At 31.7% G+C, this 24,262-nt stretch carries 20 protein-coding genes; all 20 read left to right on the forward strand.

What is annotated here, in order from left to right; genetic code table 11:
• The first annotated feature begins 139 nt into the window (after window positions 1-139).
• The 20 genes from ACWJKP_RS09475 (at window position 140) to recA (ending at window position 24,158) form a co-directional block, all read left to right on the forward strand.
• On the forward strand, window positions 140-4,462 hold the full coding sequence (locus ACWJKP_RS09475) for a PolC-type DNA polymerase III (RefSeq protein ID WP_165412173.1): 4,323 nt from the start codon (window positions 140-142) through the stop codon (window positions 4,460-4,462).
• A gap of 203 nt (window positions 4,463-4,665) precedes the next feature.
• Window positions 4,666-5,124 carry a ribosome maturation factor RimP gene (rimP, locus tag ACWJKP_RS09480; RefSeq protein ID WP_165412174.1) on the forward strand — a complete coding sequence of 153 codons (459 nt, stop codon included), beginning with the start codon at window positions 4,666-4,668 and terminating at the stop codon, window positions 5,122-5,124.
• Window positions 5,125-5,137: 13 nt separating this feature from the next.
• A complete protein-coding gene (gene nusA / locus ACWJKP_RS09485) occupies window positions 5,138-6,241 on the forward strand; it encodes a transcription termination factor NusA (protein ID WP_165412175.1) in 1,104 nt (367 codons plus the stop codon).
• 11 nt (window positions 6,242-6,252) lie between these two features.
• Window positions 6,253-6,540 carry an RNase P modulator RnpM gene (rnpM, locus tag ACWJKP_RS09490; protein WP_165412176.1) on the forward strand — a complete coding sequence of 96 codons (288 nt, stop codon included), beginning with the start codon at window positions 6,253-6,255 and terminating at the stop codon, window positions 6,538-6,540.
• Window positions 6,527-6,841: a ribosomal L7Ae/L30e/S12e/Gadd45 family protein gene (locus ACWJKP_RS09495; protein WP_187351404.1), complete on the forward strand. Its 315-nt coding sequence runs from the start codon at window positions 6,527-6,529 to the stop codon at window positions 6,839-6,841. The genes rnpM and ACWJKP_RS09495 overlap by 14 nt, the downstream gene beginning before the upstream one ends.
• A 23-nt stretch (window positions 6,842-6,864) precedes the next feature.
• Entirely contained in the window at window positions 6,865-8,940 is a 2,076-nt protein-coding gene (infB, locus tag ACWJKP_RS09500) for a translation initiation factor IF-2 (protein WP_165412178.1), read from the forward strand.
• 21 nt (window positions 8,941-8,961) lie between these two features.
• Window positions 8,962-9,369 (forward strand): 30S ribosome-binding factor RbfA, encoded by a 408-nt coding sequence (gene rbfA, locus ACWJKP_RS09505; protein ID WP_165412179.1) that lies wholly within the window; start codon window positions 8,962-8,964, stop codon window positions 9,367-9,369.
• Window positions 9,359-10,321: a DHH family phosphoesterase gene (locus ACWJKP_RS09510; protein WP_165412243.1), complete on the forward strand. Its 963-nt coding sequence runs from the start codon at window positions 9,359-9,361 to the stop codon at window positions 10,319-10,321. Before rbfA ends, ACWJKP_RS09510 begins: the two co-directional genes overlap by 11 nt.
• Window positions 10,318-11,187 (forward strand): tRNA pseudouridine(55) synthase TruB, encoded by an 870-nt coding sequence (gene truB / locus ACWJKP_RS09515; protein ID WP_165412180.1) that lies wholly within the window; start codon window positions 10,318-10,320, stop codon window positions 11,185-11,187. The genes ACWJKP_RS09510 and truB overlap by 4 nt, the downstream gene beginning before the upstream one ends.
• Window positions 11,188-11,199: 12 nt before the next feature.
• The gene (locus tag ACWJKP_RS09520; RefSeq protein ID WP_165412181.1) at window positions 11,200-12,123 is read left to right on the forward strand and encodes a bifunctional riboflavin kinase/FAD synthetase; all 924 of its coding nucleotides are present in this window, start codon (window positions 11,200-11,202) and stop codon (window positions 12,121-12,123) included.
• 131 nt (window positions 12,124-12,254) lie between these two features.
• Complete coding sequence (gene rpsO, locus ACWJKP_RS09525; protein ID WP_165412182.1) at window positions 12,255-12,518, forward strand: 30S ribosomal protein S15; 264 nt, start codon at window positions 12,255-12,257, stop codon at window positions 12,516-12,518.
• A 93-nt stretch (window positions 12,519-12,611) separates the two neighbouring features.
• Window positions 12,612-14,729, forward strand: a complete 2,118-nt coding sequence (locus ACWJKP_RS09530; protein WP_165412183.1) for a polyribonucleotide nucleotidyltransferase — start codon at window positions 12,612-12,614, stop codon at window positions 14,727-14,729.
• A gap of 95 nt (window positions 14,730-14,824) precedes the next feature.
• Window positions 14,825-16,099 carry a M16 family metallopeptidase gene (locus ACWJKP_RS09535; RefSeq protein ID WP_462961654.1) on the forward strand — a complete coding sequence of 425 codons (1,275 nt, stop codon included), beginning with the start codon at window positions 14,825-14,827 and terminating at the stop codon, window positions 16,097-16,099.
• Between the two features lie 85 nt (window positions 16,100-16,184).
• Window positions 16,185-16,460: a YlmC/YmxH family sporulation protein gene (locus ACWJKP_RS09540; RefSeq protein ID WP_165412185.1), complete on the forward strand. Its 276-nt coding sequence runs from the start codon at window positions 16,185-16,187 to the stop codon at window positions 16,458-16,460.
• Between the two features lie 15 nt (window positions 16,461-16,475).
• On the forward strand, window positions 16,476-17,666 hold the full coding sequence (gene dapG / locus ACWJKP_RS09545) for an aspartate kinase (RefSeq protein WP_165412186.1): 1,191 nt from the start codon (window positions 16,476-16,478) through the stop codon (window positions 17,664-17,666).
• Between the two features lie 56 nt (window positions 17,667-17,722).
• Window positions 17,723-18,388, forward strand: coding sequence for a ClpP family protease (locus ACWJKP_RS09550; protein WP_411955883.1), 666 nt, complete (start codon window positions 17,723-17,725; stop codon window positions 18,386-18,388).
• A gap of 183 nt (window positions 18,389-18,571) precedes the next feature.
• Complete coding sequence (locus tag ACWJKP_RS09555) at window positions 18,572-20,890, forward strand: FtsK/SpoIIIE family DNA translocase (RefSeq protein ID WP_165412188.1); 2,319 nt, start codon at window positions 18,572-18,574, stop codon at window positions 20,888-20,890.
• A 182-nt stretch (window positions 20,891-21,072) separates the two neighbouring features.
• Complete coding sequence (rimO, locus tag ACWJKP_RS09560; protein ID WP_462961655.1) at window positions 21,073-22,410, forward strand: 30S ribosomal protein S12 methylthiotransferase RimO; 1,338 nt, start codon at window positions 21,073-21,075, stop codon at window positions 22,408-22,410.
• Complete coding sequence (pgsA, locus tag ACWJKP_RS09565; protein ID WP_165412190.1) at window positions 22,394-22,939, forward strand: CDP-diacylglycerol--glycerol-3-phosphate 3-phosphatidyltransferase; 546 nt, start codon at window positions 22,394-22,396, stop codon at window positions 22,937-22,939. Before rimO ends, pgsA begins: the two co-directional genes overlap by 17 nt.
• 163 nt (window positions 22,940-23,102) lie before the next feature.
• A complete protein-coding gene (recA, locus tag ACWJKP_RS09570) occupies window positions 23,103-24,158 on the forward strand; it encodes a recombinase RecA (protein WP_165412191.1) in 1,056 nt (351 codons plus the stop codon).
• Window positions 24,159-24,262 lie beyond the last annotated feature (104 nt).

The raw sequence follows: 24,262 nt of genomic DNA on the forward strand, positions 1-24,262 counted from the left end.
TACTTACCCTAACAAATAGAAAACTTAAGTTGGAGTATAAATTTCATTGTGAAGTCGTTAATGCATATTCCACGAAGATGTTGCAGCGACCCAGGAGATGATTTCATGTGCCTAAAATGTCTTATCAGGAGGAATATTAATGAATGTAAATTTAGCTGAAATTCTGAAAAATGATTTTAATTTAAATGAAGAAACATTAGCAGATGATATTAAGGTATTGAGAGTTCAATACCTTAAAAAAAGCAATAAATTAAGGGTGCTAATCAAATCTTTAGAGGATATAGATGATAATAAAAAGCTACTAATCAAAAATATTATTTCAAAACGAGTAGGTAGTTTTGAGGATATACAGTTAATTTGCTACAAAGATGTGTCAAATGCCACTATAGAAGATATAAAAGATAAGTTTTGGGTAGATGTTGTAAATGTAATAGCTACCTCGCAGCCGTCAAGTAAGGATAGTTTACTTAAATCTTCTAGAATAATTGAAAACGGCACTCTAAAAATCCAGTGTGGAAATGATTTTATGTGCAAAATTTTAAGAGATAAGAACATAGAAATTCTTATAAAAGATACTATAAATGATATGTTTGGGGTTAGTTCATTAGTGAAATTGGAACATAACAGTAAACTTTCTAAGGAAGATTATTTTGGTAAAAAGGAAAAAGAAAATGAAGTTATTATAAAAGAAATTATTAAAAATATTAATATAGAAAAGAAGGACAAACCTCAAAGTAATAATCAAAATAATGATAAAACAAGTAAATTTAGCAAACCGGGCTACAGAAAAGATGAAGCAGCGGATGCAAACACTATAATGGGAAGAAATATAAAAAGTGAGACCATAGCGATAGAAGAGATAGATGAAGCTTCAGGAATAGTCTGTGTCTGTGGAGATATCTTTAAAATTAAAATAATTGAAACAAAAACGGGTAGAATAATCATTACATTCTATATTACAGATTATTCAAGTTCAATTACAGTGAAATGTTTTCCAAAGCCTAAAGATGTAGAAAAGATAATGGACGAAATTAAAGTGGGACTTTTCTGTAAGGTGCGAGGAGAAGCAAGTTATGATACCTACGCAAAAGAAGTTGTTGTAATGGCTAGGGATATAATTAAACTTAAGAAAATAGAAAGAATGGATACTGCGCAGGAGAAAAGGGTTGAACTTCATTTGCATACACAAATGAGTGCAATGGATGGGATAAGCCCTGCGGCTAAACTCGTAGAAAGAGCGGCTAAATGGGGGCACTGCGCAGTAGCGATAACTGACCATGGCGTGGTGCAAGCTTTTCCAGAAGCTATGGATGCAGCTAAAAAGAATAAAATAAAGGTTATATATGGTGTAGAGGGCTATTTAGTAGACGATGGAGTACCAATTGTTATTAATAGTAAAAATGAAAATATAGATGATTGTTTTGTAGTTTTTGATTTAGAAACAACAGGGCTTTCTAGTGAAAATGATAGGATTACTGAAATTGGTGCAGTTAAAGTTGAAAATGGGAAAATAGTAGATAAATTTAATGAATTTGTAAATCCGGGGATAGACATACCTTATAAAATTACTGAACTAACTGGGATTACAAATGATATGGTTGCAGGCTCTGCTTCTATTGAAGAAGTGCTTCCTAATTTTTTACAGTTTACATGTGGTAGCGTAGTGGTAGCCCATAATGCTGACTTCGATACATCTTTTATCAAAAAAAATTCAGAGAGGTTGAATTTGAAGTTTGAAAATGCAATTATGGATACAATTCCTTTAGCTAAATATTTACTTCCAGACCTTAAAACATTTAAGCTAAATGTAGTAGCTAAGCATTTGGGCATCTCCCTGGAGAACCATCATAGAGCTGTAGACGATGCTAAAGCCACAGCACAAATATTATTACATTGTTTTGGTTTACTTAAAGAAAATAACATTTTTGACTTAGATACTTTAAACAAAGAGTTTTTAGGTGACTTTAATATAAAAAAGGCAAATACTTATCATGTGATTATTTTGGCAAAAAACCAAGTAGGTCTTAAAAATCTTTACAAGCTTATTTCAGCTTCAAATTTAGAACATTTTCATAGAAGACCTAGGCTTCCTAAAACCTTAATTGAGAAGTATAGAGATGGTCTTATAGTAGGATCAGCCTGCGAAGCTGGGCAAGTGTATAAGGAAGTTCTACATGGAAAATCGGAAGAAGATATTAGGAAGATTGTGAAGTTCTATGATTATTTAGAAATACAACCTCTACTAAATAATAAATTCATGATTAAAAATGGCACAGTAAAAGATGAAAGTGAATTAATGGATATTAATAGAAAAATATGTGCTATAGGAGAAAAAAATAATTTGCCTGTAGTTGCTACAGGTGATGTACATTTTTTAGAAGCTTCTGATGAAGTTTTTAGAAAAATTTTAATGGCTGGCAAAGGTTTTTCAGATGCAGATGATCAACCGCCACTATATTTTAAAACTACTAATGAAATGTTAAAAGAATTTTCATATCTAGGTGAAAAAAAATGCAGAGAAGTTGTAATTGGTAATCCTAATAAAATTGCTGAAATGGTAGAAGTTATAAAACCAATACCAGATGGAACTTATACCCCTAAAATAGAAGGTGCAGAAGAGGACATCCGCAAGATGACATCAGATAAAGTTCATTCAATATATGGAGATCCCTTACCAGAGGTAGTTGAAAAAAGATTGGAGAAGGAATTAAATTCTATTATAAATAATGGATATGCTGTACTTTACTTAATAGCTGAAAAATTAGTAGCAAAATCACTTGCTGACGGTTATTTAGTAGGGTCGAGAGGCTCAGTTGGATCTTCTTTTGCAGCTAATATGTCTAATATAACAGAAGTAAATGGGCTTCCACCTCATTATGTATGTCCTGATTGTAAAAAGAGCGAATTTTTTTTAGATGGATCTATTGGTTCGGGTGCTGATTTACCTGATAAAGAGTGCCCAAATTGTGGTGCACTATATAAAAAAGATGGTCATGATATTCCATTTGAAACTTTTTTAGGGTTTGAAGGAGATAAAGAACCAGATATAGATTTGAATTTCTCAGGTGAAAATCAAGCAGATATACATAGGTATACAGAGGTGTTGTTTGGAAAGGGGCATACCTTTAAGGCTGGAACAATTGGAACAATTGCTGACAAAACTGCTTATGGTTATGTGAAAAAATATTTAGGAGAAAAAAACGTTATGGTCCCTCAAGCTGAAATAGAACGACTTGTGCTAGGGTGTACTGGAGTTAAGAGAACATCAGGGCAACATCCAGGTGGAATAATGGTTGTTCCAAGTGACAATGATATACATAATTTTTGCCCAGTACAACACCCTGCTGACGATCCAAATTCAGATATTATTACAACACATTTTGATTATCATTCCATAAGTGGAAGGCTATTGAAACTGGATATTCTTGGACATGATGATCCTACAATGCTTAAAATGCTTCAAGATTTAACTGGACTCGACCCTATAACTATTCCACTATCAGATCCGAGTGTAATAAGTTTATTTACATCTCCTGCGGCACTGGGGCTCACCATTAAAGAGTTGGGCTGTGAAGTAGGAAGTTACGGTGTTCCAGAATTTGGTACAAAATTTGTTAGACAAATGCTTTTAGATACACAGCCTAAATCTTTTTCAGACTTGGTTAGAATTTCTGGACTCTCTCATGGTACTGACGTATGGATTAATAATGCACAATATTATATTAAAGAAGGATTTACTACACTTAAAGATTGTATTTCTACAAGAGATGATATAATGGTTTATCTAATGCAGAAAAATCTTGAACCTAAGACTGCTTTTACTATCATGGAGAAAGTACGAAAAGGTAAAGGTCTTACGGAAGACGATGAGAAAGTAATGAGAGAGCATGACGTGCCAGATTGGTATATAGGGTCATGTAAAAAGATAAAGTACATGTTTCCTAAAGGGCATGCAGTTGCATATGTAATGATGGCGGTAAGAATAGCATATTATAAGGTTTATTACCCAAAGGAATACTATGCTACTTTCTTTACTATAAGAGCAGATGACTTTGATGCTAATTTGATTGTAAAAGGTGAGAGCGCTATAAGTGCTAAAATGGATGAACTAACAGCTCTAGGTAAGGACATAGGTATGAAAGAAAAAGGACTTCTTACAGCGCTGGAGTTATCTTTTGAAATGTATAAAAGAGGGATAAAATTATTAAATGTAGATCTTTATAAGTCTGAGGCAGTTAAATTTATAATTGAAGATGACGCAATAAGACCTCCACTAAGCGGGCTTGAAGGTGTAGGTGAAAATGCCGCTAAAAGCATAGTTTTGGAAAGACCTGAGGGGGAGTTTATATCTAAAGAAGATTTGAGAATTCGCTGCAAGGTCTCCAAAACAGTTATTGAATCCTTAGATAATCATGGGTGTTTAAAAGAACTACCTGATACAAATCAGTTGTCGTTTTTTTAGCTAAATGCAATTAACCCTTGAAATAGCAAATTTTATATGATAGAATAATATATATTAGTTACCGTTGGTAATTTTATTTCAAGAGAGTAGGCTCGTCCTACTCTCTATTTATTGAAACGCAACTCATGGTTGCGTTTTAATTATAATATTACGATTAATTATGTAATAATTGTAGAAAATTTTTATAAAAGGAGGGTGTTAAAATGAAAAATGCCTTGTTGCAAAAACTTAGAAAAATAATTCAACCAATAGCAGAAAAAAATAATTGCGAATTATATCATTTGGAGTATGTAAAAGAATCAGGAGAAAATTTCTTGAGGATTTATATAGATAGTTCTAATGGGATATCTTTAGAAGATTGTGAAAAAACAAGTAGAGCTGTAAGTGAAATATTAGATGTAGAAGATCTGATAACTGATAGTTACTGTTTAGAAGTCTCCTCTCCAGGAATTGAGAGAATTTTATATGATGACAATCATCTGAAAAAATATATAGGCCAAAACGTATTAATTAATTTAAATAGTCTATATGAGGGAACAAAAAAAATTGAAGGCAATTTATTAGGATTTTCGGATGTGCAAATAGAAATTGAATATGATGGGAATAATATATCTATTCCGAAAGAAAAGATTTCCATTGTGAGTTTGAAACCGGTGCTGTAAGGAGGAAGTTAAAATGAATCAGGAATTTATTGAAGCATTGAGAGAAATTGTAGAACAAAAGGGAATCAGTGAAGATTTACTTTTTGAAACTATTGAGGATGCATTAGTTGCAGCATATAAGAAGAATTTTGCTACTCTATCTAATAGTAACCAAAGTGTAAAAGTGTCAATGAATAGAGAAACAGGTGAAATACATATTTATGGTCAAAAAACAGTTGTAGAAGAAGTATTTGAGGATGCCAATGAAATATCACTAGAAGGAGCTAAAGAATATAGCCCTAAATATCAAATTGATGATACTGTTGATATTGAAGTTACTCCAAGAAAATTTGGAAGAATAGCTGCACAAGCTGCAAAACAAGTGGTTATTCAAAGAATTAAAGAGGCTGAAAGAAATATAATTTACAATGAATTTATAACCAAAGAATTTGATATTATTACAGGAAGTGTTATAAGAAAAGATAGAGGAAATGTATTTATAGATTTAGGTAAAATTGAAGCTGTGCTTGGAGCTAATGAACAAATGCCTGGCGAGGAATATAATTTTAATGAAAAGTTGAAACTATATATTGTTGAGGTTAAAAATACTACTAAAGGTGCTCAAGTAGGAGTATCAAGAACGCATCCAGGTCTTGTAAAACGATTATTTGAATTAGAGGTGCCAGAAGTTTTTGGTGGAGTGGTTGAAATAAAAAGTATTTCAAGAGAAGCAGGATCAAGAACTAAGATTGCGGTATATTCAAACGATGAGAATGTTGATGCTATGGGAGCTTGTGTTGGGCCAAAAGGTGTCAGAGTCCAAAACATAGTTAATGAATTAAGAAATGAAAAAATTGATATTATTAAGTGGAGCAAGAAATCTGAAGAGTACATTTCAAATGCGCTAAGCCCTGCAAAAGTATTGAATGTAGTAGTTGAAGAAGTTTCTAAATCTGCAAAAGTTATAGTGGAAGATAATCAATTATCATTAGCTATTGGAAAAGAAGGTCAAAATGTTAGATTGGCAGCGAGATTAACAGGTTGGAAAATTGACATAAAAAGTAGAACACAAGCCCAATATAACATGGAAGATATTGAAAATGAAAATAAAGTAATTGAAACCATTACTGAAGAGTAGGTGATAGCTTTATGAAAGTAAAAAAAATACCTCAGCGCATGTGCACAGGTTGTATGAAAATGAAATGCAAAAAAGAATTATTACGCATAGTTCATAGCAAAGAAGGCGAAATTTCTATAGACTTAACAGGAAAAAAGCCAGGTAGAGGCGCATATGTTTGTAAGAATATAGAATGCTTTGAAAAATCTTTTAAAACAAAAAGATTAGAGCGAAACTTAGGTGGAAAAATAAGTGAAGAAATTTATGGTAAACTAAGGGATAAGATAAATTACGAGGATGAGGTAAATCATGAACAATAAATTTTTTCAATTTTTGGGTTTAACTAAAAAGGCAGGCAAACTTATTGAAGGTTACAATCAATGTGAAGATGCACTATCACACGGGAGAGGAACCCTCATAATTTTGTCAGAGGAGAGCGCTACCAATACTAAAGATAAATTTAGAAGATTAGCTATCAAAAGGGTTATACCTCTTATAGAAGGAATATCCAATGAGACTTTAGGCAAGTGCTTAGGTAGAGCAGAAATCAATGTTTTGTGTGTAAATGACAAAAAAATGAGTAATAAGCTATTAAGCTTATGGAATGAAAATGATGAATAAATTAAATTTCGGGGGTGAATGATTTGGCAAAAGTCAGAATATATGAATTAGCAAAAGAGTTAGAAGTGTCAAGTAAAGAATTAATTAATGTACTATTAGAAGAGTTTAGTATAAAGGCCAAAAATCATATGAGTGTGATTGAGGAAGAAGATGCTGAGTTAATAAAGGAACTTTATAGTGATGAAAATTCAGGACTTAAGGATAATAAAAATGAAACAGTGGAACACTATGAAAACTTAGCTAATGAAGATGCTAATAAAGTTGTTATTAGAAAAAGAGGTAGAAAAGGTAGAGACGAATTAGGAAGCGGAAACAATGCTGTTGAAGCAATAGATGATGAAGTTGTAGTAATCAAAAGTACTATTACAGTTAAAGACTTAGCTGATACGTTAAAGAGACCTTATGTAGAAGTAATAAAACAACTTATTTTTATAGGTGTTATGGCTGGAATGAATCAAGAAATTGATTTCGCTACAGCTGAAAAAGTAATAGAAAAATATGGTGCACTTGCTGTGCTAAAAGATGAAGAAGAAGGAAAAATTGCTGATGAAGAAGACTTCGGAAATGTTGAAGTTGAAATAGATACAGACAAAAAACCAGCAGTTGTTACAGTTATGGGTCATGTTGATCACGGCAAGACATCGCTACTTGACTGTATTAGGAAAGCTAAAGTTACAGAAACAGAAGCGGGCGGAATAACGCAACATATAGGTGCATATACTGTCGATATTAATGGCGAAAAAATTACATTCTTAGATACACCTGGTCACGAAGCTTTCACAGCAATGAGAGCAAGAGGTGCCCAAATAACAGATATAGTTATACTTGTTGTAGCTGCAGATGATGGTATTATGCCACAAACTGAAGAAGCTATAAATCACTGTAAAGCGGCTAAGGTACCAATGATAGTAGCTATAAACAAGATAGATAGGCCAGGAGCTAATGTTGATAAAGTTAAGCAAGAATTGACAGAACATGGACTTGTAGCAGAAGATTGGGGTGGAGACACAATTTGTGTTCCAGTATCAGCTCATACTAAAGAGGGTATAGATACTTTGCTTGAAATGGTAGTGATTACAGCAGAAATGTTAGAGCTAAAAGCAAATCCTAGTAGACTTGCAAAAGGAACTGTAGTAGAAGCTAAACTTGACAAAGGTCGCGGACCACTTGCTACTTTACTAGTGCAAAATGGTACACTAAATACTGGAGATTCTATAATAGTTGGTTCAACTTATGGAAGAATAAGAGCAATGTTTGATGATAAGGGTAACAAAATAAAGACAGCAGGACCTTCTATTCCAGTAGAAATACTTGGATTATCTGAAGTTCCAGCAGCTGGAGATAGATTTAACGTAGTTAAAGATGAGAAAACTGCAAGAAATATGGCCGAAACTAGAAAAACAAATTTAAGAGAAGAACATTTTGAATCTAGCAATAGAGTTTCCATGGAAAACCTATATAGCCAAATACAAGAAGGATCTGTTAAAGAACTTGGTGTAATTGTTAAAGCTGATGTTCAAGGATCTGTAGAAGCTGTAAGACAATCTCTTGAAAAATTATCTACTGATAATGTTAAAGTAAGGGTTATCCATTCTGGAGTTGGCGCTATTACAGAAACAGATGTTGTGCTTGCAGCAGCTTCAAATGCAATAATTATAGGATTTAATGTAAGACCAGATAATAATGCTTCTTTAATTGGTGAGAAAGAAAATGTAGAAATTAAAACCTATAGAATAATTTATGACGCTCTTGATGATATAAAAGATGCAATGGTTGGAATGCTCGATCCTGTATATAAAGAAGTTGTCTTAGGTAGAGTTGAAATAAGACAAATATATAAAGTTTCAAGTGTAGGAACAATAGCAGGGTCTTATGTATTGAACGGTAAAATCACGAGAAACAGTAGTGTACGAGTACTTAGAAATGGAATAGTAATTACTGAATCAACTTTAGCTTCCTTAAAAAGATTTAAAGATGATGCAAAAGAGGTCGCTGCTGGATTTGAATGTGGATTAAGTGTAGAAAAATTCAATGATATTAAAGAAGGCGACATTATTGAAGCATTCATAATGGAAGAAGTAAAACCAAAATTAATATAAGTATAAGGAGTAGTGAATTGTATGGTTAGTTATAGAAATGGTAGAATAAATGAAGAAATTAAAAAAGATGTAAGCAATACAATTCAAAACAAAATAAAGGATCCAAGATTAAGTGCTATGGTAAGTGTAACAAAAGTAGACACAACAAAAGACCTAAGCTATACAAAAATTTATGTTAGTATATTTGGTGACAAAAATGCTAAGAAAGAAACACTTCAAGCACTTAAGAGTTCAACTAGCCTCATTAGAAAAGAAATAGGGAGTCATGTTAAGTTAAGACATGTTCCTCAGGTTATTATAGAGGTAGATGAAACTATAGAACGTGCAATACATTTAGAAGGCATTTTTAATCAAATAAAAGAAAAAACTAAGAATAATGAAGATATAAATGAGGAAGATGGCAACGAAAAAGATAACAATGAAGATTAATGATATTGTTACCAGAATTAAGTTATTCAAAAAAATTGCTATAACTTTTCATACTTCGCCAGATGGTGATTCAATTGGTAGCGCATTAGCGCTGCTTATTGGTCTTAGAAAATTAAACAAGGAAGTATATATAATTTCAAAAGAAGCTATTCCGCAAACTTTTTTATTTTTGCCTTGCTCTGATGAAATTAATGGTGAAACAAGTCAGCCGTTAAAGGATACGGAATGTGTAATAGTGTTAGATTGTGGTGATTTTAAAAGGATTAATGCTAATTTATGTATGCAAAACAAAAAGTTTGAATTAATAAATATAGATCATCATTTATCTAATGATTTATATGGAGATTTAAATTTTGTCGATACAAAATCTTCTGCAGTGGGAGAAATTGTATACGAAGTTCTTAGACTTCTCCATGTAGAATTAGACAAAGGAATAGCTGCATGTTTGTATGCTTCCTTACTTACAGATACAGGCTGCTTTAGACATTCGAATACCACAGCAGTAACTCATGGTATTGCTGGTGAACTTATAAATACAGGTATAGATTTCAGTAACATCCATAGAAAAATTTTTGAAAATAAGAAATTTGAAAAGATAAAATTTTATGGAGAAATTATTAGTGATATGACAGTAGAACTCAATGGTAAAGTCTGTATTATGCATATATCTAAAAATGTACTTGGAAAATTCAATTTGGTATCATCGGATACATCAGATGTTATTACATTTGGTGATTCAATAGATACCGTTGAAGTTACTATTCTTATAAAAGAAGCTGAGAATGGTGTTAAAGTAAGTTTAAGATCTAAGTCTTTAGTAGATGTTAGTAAAATTGCAGAAGGTTTTAGTGGTGGAGGTCATATTAGAGCTTCAGGTTTTTATGCAGAAGCAAATTTTGATGATACTAAAGTTAAATTAATAGAAATTTTAGAAAAAGAGTTGATGAAATGAACGGTATATTAAATGTATTTAAACCTACCGGAATTACTTCTTTTGATGTAGTACGTAAAATAAGAAAAATCAGCAATGTAAAAAAAGTAGGCCACGCTGGCACTCTAGATCCTGAGGCTAGCGGGGTTTTACCTGTTTGTATAGGAAAAGCAACGAAGGCTATTGACTATATAATGGGTGACTTTAAAATTTATGAAGCTGAATTAAAGTTGGGAGTTATTACAGATACTTATGATAGAGAAGGTAAGATTCTTAGTGAAAGTGAAGTTAATGCAACCGAAGAAGAAATTATTCGCGCTATTAATTCATTTATAGGTGAAATAAAACAAATTCCTCCTATGTACTCAGCTCTAAAGGTTAATGGGAAAAAACTTTATGAATTGGCAAGGTCTGGAATAGAAATAGAGAGAGAAGCAAGGTCTTTAGTAATTTATGATATAGATATTATTGATATTAAAACACCTTACGTAAAGTTTAGGGTTAAATGCTCTAAGGGTACATATATTAGAAGTCTGTGTTATGATATTGGACAATTATTAAAATGTGGTGGTATGATGTGGAATTTACAAAGAATTGCTACAGGGCCATTTCATATTGAAGATGCTATAAATATCGAAGATTTAAACGAGGGAAACATAAACAAACATGTTATGCCTATAGAAAAGATTTTCCAAAACAATAGTAAAATTACCATAGAAGATAGATTTGTTAAATTCTTATTAAATGGTGTTGTAGTAAAAGATAAAGCACTAACTCGCAAATTTGAAGTTGATATAATATATAATATATATAATAAAGATAATGACTTTATTGGAATTGCACATAGAAGTAATGATAGTGTTAAGCTAATAAAATCATTTATATAGGAGTATATTAAAATGTTAGTTATAAAAGATAATTTTAAAACAAAACTTAAAGAACCAACGTACATTGCTTTAGGAAGTTTTGACGGCATCCATTTAGGGCATATGTCTCTTGTAAATAGAACAGTAGTATTAGCAAAAGAAAATAATGCTAAAAGTATGATTTGTACCTTTAAAAATCATCCATTGTCTGTTATTAACAAGGAAATTTGTCCAAAGTTAATAATGGATAATGACACCAAAATAAATTTGTTAGAAAACACTGGTATTGATATTGTTAACTTAGTTAATTTTAATAAAGATTTTATGAAGATAACTCCGGAGGAGTTCATAAAAAATATGGTGAAGTTTTATAATGCAAAGGGAATAGTTGTTGGTTTTAATTATAGATTTGGATATAAAAATTTAGGTGATGTAGAAATGCTTAAAACATATAGTACTATTTTAGGATATAAACTATATATTTGTGAAGCCGTTAGTATTAACCATGAAATTGTAAGTAGTTCAAAGATACGCCATCTAATAGCGGAGGGTAATATCACTAAAGCGGATGAGCTTTTAGGACGACCACACACTATTAGTGGGAAAGTAATTAAGGGAAAACAATTTGGGAGAACTATTGGATTTCCAACTGTAAATTTAAATTACAATAAAGAGTATATCATTCCTAAGGGAGGGGTGTACTATACTTTAGCGGAGTACGACAATAACTTTTACAGAGCTATAACCAACATAGGTTACAATCCTACTGTAGAAGGTGGCAAGCTATCAGTAGAAACGCATATTTTGAACTTTGATAAAAAAATTTATAATGAAATAGTTAAAATTTATTTTATAAACAGAATAAGAGATGAAGTTAAATTTAATTCTATTGATGAATTAAAAAAGCAACTTTTAAAGGATAAGGAATATGCAATAAATCAAAAAATAGAAAAATAAGTGCTAAGATGTAAAAATTAATTTACAATTTAATCTTAGTTTGTTATAATTGATTTGAACCTTATGCTAAGTTCACCGAATCACCAACGGTGTACTTGGAATATGGGGATTATATTCGGAGGTGTTGTAAAATGCAAAAAGCTAAAAAACAAGAAGTAATGTTAAAACATGCAAGACATGAAGGAGATACAGGTTCTCCAGAAGTGCAAATCGCACTACTTACTGAAAGAATTCAAGAGTTAAATGAACATTTGAAAATTCATAAAAAAGATCACCATTCAAGAAGAGGTCTATTAATGATGGTTGGACAAAGAAAAGGTATGATCGGTTACTTAAAGAACCAAGATATCGAAAGATATCGTGCAATTCTTGCAGAACTCGGACTAAGAAAATAATTCAGAGCGGCTTAGCCGCTCTATTATTTTAGATTAGGGGAAATATATACAATTAGCTAATATTATTAGTGCAAATTGAAGGGAGGCAAATATATGATTCATATTATAGAAACTACTGTAGCAGGCAGAAATCTCAAAGTTGAATATGGTAAAGTTGGAATGCTATCAAACTGTGCAATAGTCATGAGTTATGGAGAAACAGTAGTTTTAATTAATGCAAATGCATCAGAAAAACCAAGGGATGGTATTGATTTCTTCCCACTAAGTGTAGAATATGAAGAAAGACTTTATGCTGTTGGTAAAATTCCAGGGGGATTTATAAAGAGGGAAGCAAGACCATCAGAAAGAGCAATTTTAACAGCAAGAGGTATTGATAGGCCATTAAGACCATTATTCCCTAAAGGCTATAAAAATGATGTCCAAATTGTTTGTACAGTAATGTCAGTTGAACAAGATAATTCACCGGAGATACTTGCTATGAACGGAGCATCACTGGCATTATGTTTATCAAGTATACCTTATACGGATGCTGTTGCAACTGTTTCAGTGGGTTTAATTGATGGTAAATTTATATTGAGTCCTACTGTAGAAGAGCGAAGTGCTAGTTCTATGAAACTTACAGTTTGTGCAACAAAAGATAATGTAACAATGATAGAAGCAAATGGAGACGAAATACCTGAAGATGTAATGATAGATGCAATTGACTTTGCTTTTGAAGCATGTAAAAAAATTGTAGCTTTCCAAGAAGAAGCTGTAGCTAAGTTTGGAAAGAAAAAAGTTATACCTTTATTAAATAAAATAGATGAAACTCTCGAAAGTGAAGTAAGAGAATTTTCAGTTGATATGACAAAAACAGCAATGTACATAATGGATAAAGATGAGAGAAACAAAAAAGTGGACGAAATTAAAGAAAAAATAAGTGTTGAATTTAATGAAAAATACGCAGATAAAAAATCAGATATCGGTGAAGTTTTCTATAATATTCAAAAAGAAATAGTTAGAAATATGATGTTAAATGAAAATAGAAGACCAGATGGAAGAGCTTTTGATGAAGTTAGACAAATAAGTTGTGAAGTAGGAATTCTTCCAAGAACTCATGGTACTGGTTTATTTACAAGAGGACTTACTCAAGTAATGGGAGTTGCAACACTCGGAGCATTAAAAGAAGCCCAGATACTAGATGGAATAAGTACTGAAGATACTAAAAGATATATGCATCATTACAATTTTCCAGCCTATAGCGTAGGAGAAACTAAGCCAATGCGTGGACCTGGAAGACGTGAAATTGGGCATGGTGCACTAGCAGAAAAAGCAGTAGAACCACTTTTACCATCTATAGAAGAATTCCCATATGCTATTCGTGTAGTGTCAGAAGTATTAAGTTCTAATGGTTCAACATCTCAAGCTAGTGTAAGTGCAAGTATTTTAGCACTATTAGATGCAGGGGTTCCTATTAAAAGACCTGCTGCGGGTATCGCAATGGGACTAATTACAAACGCTGACTTATCTAAAGAAAAAGTATTAACGGATATTCAAGGCATAGAAGATTTCTTTGGAGATATGGACTTTAAAGTAGCTGGAACTGTTAAAGGTATTACAGCTATACAAGTTGATACAAAGCTTCATGGATTATCTAATTATTGCATTAAAACTGCAATTATAGATGCCAAAAAAGCTAGACTTCATATAATAGAAAAAATGAACGAATGTATACCGCAACCAAGAAGTGAAATGTCACTTTATGCTCCTAGAATGTATGTGCTAAATGTAGCACCAGACAAGATTAGGGACGTAATAGGTAAAGGCGGAGCAACTATAAAGAAAATTATAGCAGAAACCGGCGTTAAAATAGATACTAATGACGATGGACAAATTGTAATTATGTCGAGCGACAGTGTTAGTGCCAATAAAGCAGTGAAAATTATCGAAGATCTAACTAAATCTGTTAAAGTAGGAGAAATATATTTAGGAAAAGTAACAAAAATTGCTGCTTTTGGAGCTTTTGTTGAAATACTTCCTAATAAAGAAGGCCTAGTGCATATTTCTAAACTTGATTTTACAAGAGTAAATAAAGTAGAAGATATAGTTTCAGTTGGTGATGAAATATTAGTAAAAGTAATGGAAATAGATAATCAAGGAAGAGTAAATCTTTCGAGAAGAGATGCTATGAAAGATAGCGAAAATGAAAATGAAAACAAAGATAAAGAATAATAATAGAAGGGCTTAGATGCCTTTTTATTTTTTTTTAATAATATTGCCCTAATATGCACATAGTAAATATAAATTCTCATTAAGGAGAGGCGCATATGTATAATTTGTTTAAGTTAAATAATGGGTTAAGAGTTGTAGTGGAAAATATTGAGTATGTAAATTCGGTTAGTGTAGGCTTATGGGTAGAAAATGGGTCAAGAAATGAAAATATAACTAGCAGTGGGATATCACATTTTATTGAGCATATGCTCTTTAAAGGAACGTGTGATAGAACTGCAAAACAAATTGCTGAAGCGATTGAAGATGTTGGTGGTCAAATAAATGCCTTTACAGGTAGGGAAGCTACATGTTTTTATATAAAAGCATTAGACACTCATTTAGAACTATCCTTAGATATTCTTTCAGATATGATTTTCAATAGTAATTTATCAGAAGATGATATTGAGAAGGAAAAAGGCGTAATTGTTGAAGAAATAAATATGAGTGAAGATTCGCCAGAAGATGTTTTAGCAGATTTACACACAAAAGCAATCTGGGGTACAGATTCTATTTCGTTACCGATTTTAGGAACGATTGATACTGTAAAATCTTTTAGTAGAAAAATGATAGCAGATTATATTGACTCGCATTATATACCCGAAAACTCAGTAATATCTATTTCAGGTAAATTTGACATGAGAATGATAGAAAGTCTTGTTGAAAAGTATTTTGGTAAATGGCGTTGTAAAGACAAAAATATTACTAAATATAGTAGCCCTGAAATATTAAATCAACATTATTTCAGAAAAAAGGATATTGAGCAATTCCATGTGAGTCTTGGAATACCTGGTGTAGGTCTTGGAAATGATGATACATACACGTTAATCTTACTAAGCAATATATTAGGGGGAGGAGCATCCTCAAGGCTATTTCAAAAAATCCGTGAAGAGCTAGGTTTGTGCTATTCAATCTACTGTTATATATCTACGTTTAAAAACACAGGAGTTGTAAGCGTTTATGCGGGACTCAGTCCAATGAACGTGGAAGTTGCCATTAATGCAATAAAAGAAGAGGTTAGTAAATTCGCTAAACTCGGAATTGACAATGAAACGTTAAGTAAAGCTAAAGAGCAGTTAAAGGGTAGTTATATCCTAGGGCTTGAAAGCACAAGCAGTAGAATGTTTAGTAATGGGAGATCAGTAATGTTTATGAAAAAAATTAATACGCCAGAAGACGTATTGCGAAAAATCAATGAAATAGACATGGAAAGGGTAAATTCTGTCATGCAAAAAACTTTTGAAAAAGGTATAATAAATTCTGCATATGTAGGAAAAGAAAAAGAGATGCTTAAAAAAGTTTTTAAAGGTAATATTATTTCTATGGATAAGTAAATTTATCTATAAAAATGTAGAAATTATGCATAAATCCTTAACAGATTTCATAGTATTTTATGAGAGTTGTTAAGGAGATGATAATATGGAAGATAATATAAAACTGTATAGTGAAATGGAAAGATATGAAATTATCAATATCAATGATGGTGACAAATATAGCAATTTAGGTAATAATGATGTAGTTATTGATGAGAATGGGCTTTTAAAATTTTTAATTATAAATGAAGGAAGCTCTAAATTTAGTTTTTTAAAAAATAATGATATTATTGAAGTACCTTGGGAATATGTTAAAAAAATTGGTTCCAGAACTATAATAATTGATGTTGATAATGAATTTTTAAAAAAATCTCATATATAATTTTGGAGGACAGAAATGAAGATATTAGTGCAAAAGTTTGGAGGTACATCTGTTTCAACAGAGGAAAAGCGGAAGCTTGTAGTAAACAAAGTTTTAAATGCAAAGGTTCAAGGATATTTTCCTGTGGTAGTAGTATCTGCAATGGGAAGAAAAGGTGAGCCTTACGCTACAGACACATTGCTATCTTTGGTAGATGATAATTTCAAAGTAGCAAATCCATTAGCAATAGATTTGCTAATGAGTTGTGGTGAAACTATAAGCACTGTAATAATGTGTAGCGAACTAAATAAAAGTGGAATTGATGCTGTGCCTTTAACTGGTGGACAAGCAGGTATAATCACAGATTCTAATTATAACAATGCAGCAATACTTAATGTGGACACAAAAAAAATATTGGATATTTTACAAAAAGGGAAAACCCCAGTAGTAGCAGGATTTCAAGGTATGGATGAAAACGGCTATGTTACGACTATTGGGAGAGGTGGGAGTGACGTCACTGCTGCAATACTAGGGGCAGCACTTAAGGCCTCTCAGACTCAAATATACACTGATGTAGATGGGATTATGACAGCGGATCCAAGAATAGTTTCTGAAGCGACTTTAATAAAAAAAATAAGTTATGATGATATCTTTCAATTTGCAGATCAAGGAGCAAATGTTATACACCCAAGGGCAGTTGAAATATCTAGAAAGTATAATATACCATTAGTAATAAAAAATACTATGAATGATTGTGATGGAACAGTAATTAGTAATTTGGGAAATGAAGGTTATGAAAATATAATTACAGGTATTACGCATATGAACAATAGAATTCAAATAAAAATATGTGAAAATTCAGGTTCTAGTTATGATGATATATTTGATATTTTAGCTGATGATCTTATAAGTATAGATCTTATAAATATTTTTCCTAAGGAAAAAATATTTACTATTGATGAAAAAGACTTTACTAAATTTGCTGATTTAATAGGAGACCTTAATATGTCCTATTCATTTGTGAAGGATTGTAGTAAACTTTCAATTATAGGTTCAAAAATGAGAGGTATGCCTGGCGTTATGGCGAGAATACTTAAGGCGTTAACTAGAGAAAATGTTGAAGTACTGCAAACAGCAGATTCTAATATGACTATATGGTGCCTTGTAGAAACAGGATATGTTGAAAAAGCAATTAATGCTCTACACAGGGAATTTAAATTAGGATAAAAAATGTATATAGTTTCTCTTAATGCACAAAATAAAATGGATTAGGAGGAATGAAAATGTTGAAAACTGAAAAAAACGTAAATGAACAGGTTGAAAATATTAAAGAACTGGGAACAACTAATATCCCAACTCAGGATGCTAAAATTCAGGTTTTGTCTATTATAGGTCAAATAGAAGGACACATGATGTTGTCCCCTCAAACAAAAACTACTAAGTATGAACATGTTATTCCAGAGCTAATTGCTATGGAGAGGGATGAAAAAGTAAAAGGTATTCTTATAGTTTTAAATACTGTAGGAGGAGATGTGGAAGCGGGTCTTGCAATAGCAGAGATGATTAGAAGCCTTAGCAAACCAACTGTATCACTTGTAGTAGGTGGAGGCCATTCAATAGGTATACCACTGGCAACAGCAGCTAAGTACTCATTCATTTCCCCATCTGCAACTATGATAATTCATCCTATAAGAATGAATGGTCTAATAATAGGGGTACCTCAAACTTTTGAATACTTCAATAAAATGCAAGAAAGAATAACAGAATTTATTATTAGAACCTCTAAGATTGATAAGGAAACGGTAAATAGATTAATGCTTCAAACTGATGAGCTTTTAAATGATATGGGTACTATACTTATAGGAAAACAAGCAGTTGATAATGGGTTAATAGATGAGGTTGGTGGCATTAGTGAGGCATTATCAAAATTAAACGAAATGATAGGTTAAAAATAAATTAGATATAAACAGGTTAAAATAGCCTATTTATGTCTATTTTTAATGATTTGTTACTATGACGAATATAATCTAATAATTTTTTTATATGACTAGTTTAAAATTGATTTATAAATCTATTGAAAGTTAGAGGATATTTCTAAATTTTGTAGAAATAATAAGGATAGAGGTGATACTTTGGCTAGAAAAAAAACTAAAACTAAATATAAAGTTGCAAGTAATGTAGATGCTAATAGTGAAATTTATGGAATTATTTTGATAACAATAGGCATATTAATTTTATTAAGTATCTTCTCAACTGGGGGTTCAAATTCTAATTCCATATCAGGTATGATAGGTAATCTGATTAATCATATGCTTTTTTCAATATTAGGAGTGGGTGCATATCTTTCGCCGTTCCTTATAGTATTTATTGGCATTTGCAAAATCGTTAAGAAAGGTAAGATAAATTTTAGTAAGAGGTTTTGTGGAATAATGCTTTTTATAATAAATACACTATTATTTATACAAATGTTATCTTTAAATAAGTATTACACCAAAGGAGATTTTTTGCTCGGAATAAATAAGATATACAATTCAGAAAGTGTACTACATGGTGGGATTATTAGTTATTCAATTGATGTACCATTACATACACTATTTGGAGCTGCGGGTAGCTATATAATTTTTATTGCTATTTATGTTATATGCTTTATTATAATATTAAACGTATCGCTTAATGATGTCTTTTTTTATTTAAAGGATAAATTTATTATTAAAAAGACTGCGAGTAAAAATGATAGTAAGGATTTATATATAGAAAATAATGATAAGCAAGAAGACTTAGTAGTTCCAAATGGAGAAAAAAATAAATTTATTAAAGCTATTAGCAGCAATAAAATTAAAATAATCGATTTTATAAAATCAAATGAAATTGCTACAGATGCGGAAGGATTAAATAAAGAAGAAACTGTTAGTGGTGTTAGGAATGACAATGCACGTACTTTAAAAGAAAGTCATATAGATAATTCTATCGACCAAGAGTTGGAGAAAGAAATTCAATTAAATAGTGTAAATTCAAAGCCAAACTATAAATATGAATACCCCACTGTAGATTTATTAAATGAAAATAATACTTCCAAAATGAATAAAAACGATAAAAAAGAATTGCTTAATAGTGCCAATAAGCTACAAGAGACACTAAGTAGCTTTGGAGTTGAAGCAAAGGTTATTCAAGTTACAAAAGGACCCTCAGTGACAAGGTTTGAACTTCAACCAAATGCTGGTGTTAAGGTGAGTAAAATTGTAAATTTAGCAGATGATATTGCACTGAATTTAGCTTCTTCCGGGGTAAGAATTGAGGCACCGATACCTGGCAAGGCAGCTGTAGGCATTGAAGTGCCAAACAAAGAGTTAAGCGCAGTATACTTAAGAGAAGTAATAGAATCTAATGAATTTTCAGCTTCAAATAAAAATTTATCCTTTAGTTTAGGAAAAGATATAGGCGGTAACTGTGTTGTTTCGGATTTAACAAAAATGCCACATTTGCTGGTAGCAGGGGCTACAGGCTCTGGAAAAAGTGTTTGTATAAATTCATTAATAATAAGCATACTTTATAAGTATTCTCCAGAGGAGGTTAAGCTATTATTAATTGACCCTAAAGTTGTCGAATTAAATATTTATAATGGGATACCTCATCTATTAATACCAGTGGTAACAGATCCCAAAAAATCTGCAGGTGCTTTAAATTGGGCTGTAAACGAAATGTCAAGAAGATACAAGAGTTTTGCTGAAAACAATGTGCGAAGTATAGGAGGATATAATGAATTAGTAAATAAAGGCATTGTTGAAAATAAATTGCCGTGGATTGTTATTATAATTGATGAGTTAGCAGATTTAATGACGGTTTGTGCTAATGATATAGAGGAATATATTGGAAGACTTGCGCAAATGGCAAGAGCGGCAGGAATGCATTTAGTAATTGCGACGCAGAGACCATCAGTTGACGTTATTACGGGTGTAATAAAAGCCAATATACCTTCAAGAATATCTTTTGCAGTTTCGAGTCAAATAGATTCAAGAACAATTTTGGACTCCTCTGGTGCAGAGAAATTACTTGGGAAAGGTGATATGCTTTTTTATCCGGTTGGAGAGGCTAAACCATTTAGAATACAAGGAGCTTTTGTGTCAGAAGAAGAAGTTGAACGAGTTGTTGATTTTATAAAAAATCAGACGACAGAAGTAAACTATGAAAAAGAAATAATAGATGAAATAGAGAGTAGTTCAAATAATAAAAGTATTGATGATGATATTGATGAATTATTAAATGAAGCAATAAGAATAGTAGTTGAAAATGGACAAGCATCTACTTCCTTATTGCAACGTAAGCTAAAAATAGGGTATAATAGAGCAGCAAGAATTATTGAACAAATGGAGGAACGAGGGATTATATCAGGTAGAAATGGAAGCAAACCTAGGGAAATATTATTAAGTGATAGTGAATTAAAGGAACAATAAAAAAAATGTAAGAATAATTGTAAATACCCTTGTTTAATTTGCAAATCACATTTACAATAATTTATGGGTACAAATGTAGCAAGATAAAAATAATTAGCTATTATTTACATAAAGAGTCAAACAAGTAGTATGATATTTGGTAAATAGGAGTTACTCAGGTTGATAAACAAGGAGGATGACTGGTGGAAAAATTAAAAGTTGGAGTTATAAATTTAGGCTGTGATAAAAATAGAATTGATAGTGAGATTGTAATAAGCAGTTTAAGTGGGAAATATGATATGACAAATGATCCTAAACTAGCAGATATAATTTTAGTGAATACTTGTGGATTCATAGAATCGTCAAAACAAGAATCAATAGACACTATTCTAGAAATGTCAGAATACAAAAAGAAATATAATTGCACAGTATTGATTGCGACGGGTTGCCTTACTCAGCGTTATGGGGCGGATCTGATTGAATTGATGCCAGAACTTGATATAATCCTCGGTGTTAATGATTATGACAAGTTACTAAGTAGTATAGAAGAGGTTCTTTTAAAAAATATTAAAGTACAACATTGCACTTATAGTGATGATAATATTAATGAAGGACAAAGAGTATTAACTACAGAAACATACTCTGCTTATATTAGAATTTCCGAGGGCTGTGATAATGCTTGTGCATATTGCGCAATACCCAATATTAGAGGAAAATATAGAAGCAGAAAAATGGAGAACATAATACAAGAGGCTAAGGATTTAAGTGAACATGGTTGCAAGGAAATTATTTTAGTTGCTCAAGATACCACTAGATACGGGATAGATTTATATGGTGAAAAAAACCTACATAAGTTAATAAGAAAAATTTCTCAAATAAGTGGGATTGAATGGATTAGAGTACTTTACTGTTATGCAGAAGAAATGACGGATGATATTATTAATGAAATTTCTTTAAATGATAAAGTTTGCAAATATGTAGATATACCAATTCAACATATAAGCGATGATCTTCTTAAATCCATGAAAAGGAAAGGAAGAAAAAATATCATAACAGAAAACATAAATAAGATGAGGAAGGGTATTAAGGGATTAACCCTTAGAACTACATTAATCGTTGGATTTCCAGGAGAAACGGAAGAAAATTTTGAAGAATTGAAACAGTTTATTAATGAAATTAAATTTGATAAATTGGGAGTGTTCAAGTACTCAATGGAAGATGGTACTGTAGCTGCAGAGATGAAAAATCAAATTCCAGAAGAAATAAAGGAAAAACGTGAAGAAGAATTAATGATTGTGCAACAAAATATATCAAAAGTGATAAATAGTAAAAAAATAGGAAAGATTTACAAAGTTTTAGTAGAAGGATTTAATGGTAAAACTTATTTTGGTAGAAGTTATGAAATGGCACCAGAAGTTGATGGAACTATTTTCTTTGAATCTGACAAAGCTTATAATAAGGGAGAATTCGTAACAGTAAGTGTTACCAAAGCGTTAGAATATGATTTAATAGGAGTTGTGTGCTATGAATCTTGCAAATAAACTTACAATGATTCGAATTTTTTTAGTACCTATATTTTTAGTATTTATGGCGGTTAAAGGAATACCTTATGGAAGAGAACTGGCTACAATTGTTTTTATAGTAGCATCTCTCACTGATAAGTTGGATGGCTATGTAGCTAGAAGCAGAAATCAAATAACTAATTTCGGAAAATTCATGGATCCTCTAGCAGATAAACTTTTAGTAACTGCTGCACTTGTTTCATTAGTGGAGCTTCAGATTGTGTCTAGTTGGGTAGCTATGATTATAATTGCTAGAGAATTTGCAGTTTCAGGACTTCGAACAATAGCTGCTTCAGAGGGAAAAGTAATTGCGGCTAGTAAATGGGGGAAACTTAAAACCGTTATTCAAATAGTAGCTATAATTACAGCATTGATAAATTTATCTTACGCAAATACAATATTAAATGCGTTAACCAATATTTTCATGGCTGCCGCAGTAATTATTACAATAATATCTGGTGTTGACTATTTTGTAAAAAACAAAGGTACAATTAGAGTCGATAAGTGATTAAATTATTAGAGTTTGTTAATAATACAAATAAAAGGATTTCTTTAGTAAATGAAAATGGCAGATATTGCTTTGTATGTTGACCATATAAAATAAATGGTGTATACTTAAGTTCAGAACAAACGTTCGTCGAAAAAGGATGGTGAACCCGCAGGGGAAATTTATGAATAATGAAAAATTAAAAGCGCTAGAAGTAGCTATGGGTCAAATAGAAAAACAATTCGGAAAAGGTTCTGTAATGAAACTTGGAGAAAATAGTAAGTTAAATATAGAGGCTATTTCCACTGGTTGTTTAGGACTTGACATAGGTCTAGGCATAGGTGGTGTACCTAGAGGAAGAATAATAGAAGTTTTTGGACCAGAATCTTCAGGTAAAACTACAGTTGCACTTCATATAGTTGCAGAAGCTCAAAAAAATGGTGGTACAGCTGCATTTATAGATGCAGAGAATGCTTTAGACCCTGAATATGCTAAAGCACTAGGAATAGATATAGAAAATTTAATAGTATCACAACCAGATACTGGTGAACAGGCGTTAGAGATTACAGAGGCTTTAGTTCGCTCTGGGGCTATAGATGTTATCGTCGTGGATTCGGTAGCAGCTTTGGTGCCTAAAGCTGAAATTGAAGGCGAAATGGGAGACTCCCATGTAGGACTCCAAGCAAGACTTATGTCGCAAGCTTTAAGAAAACTTGCGGGTTCTATAAATAAATCCCAATGTGTTCTTGTATTTATAAATCAATTAAGAGAAAAAGTAGGAGTAATGTTTGGTAACCCAGAAGTAACCCCTGGTGGTAGAGCATTGAAATTTTATGCATCTGTTAGACTAGATATTAGAAAAATAGATACAATTAAACAAGGCGATGAATTTATGGGTAATCGAACAAGAATAAAAATAGTTAAAAACAAAGTAGCTCCTCCATTTAAGAAAACTGAATTTGATATTATGTATGGTCACGGCATATCTCGAGAGGGAGATGTTCTAGATATAGGAGTTGTAGAAGAGATTGTACAAAAAAGTGGAGCATGGTTCTCATATGGAGATATACGACTTGGACAGGGAAGAGAAAATTCAAAACAATATTTTAAAGAAAACCCTTTGGTTATGTTAGAGATAGAAAACAAAATTAGAGCAAAACATAACCTACCATTATACAAGAACGCAGAGACTAGTAAAAAAGAAGTTAGCAAAAAAGAAGCAAGTAAAAAAGAAGCATAAAAGCAAGTTTTTACTTGCTTTTTTTCTTTAACTTATAATTAAGGAATATTATTATGGTATCAGGCATATGCATTCTATGATGCAATATGCTAAAGTTTATCATA

The sequence above is a fragment of the Clostridium sp. CM037 genome (assembly GCF_055081095.1).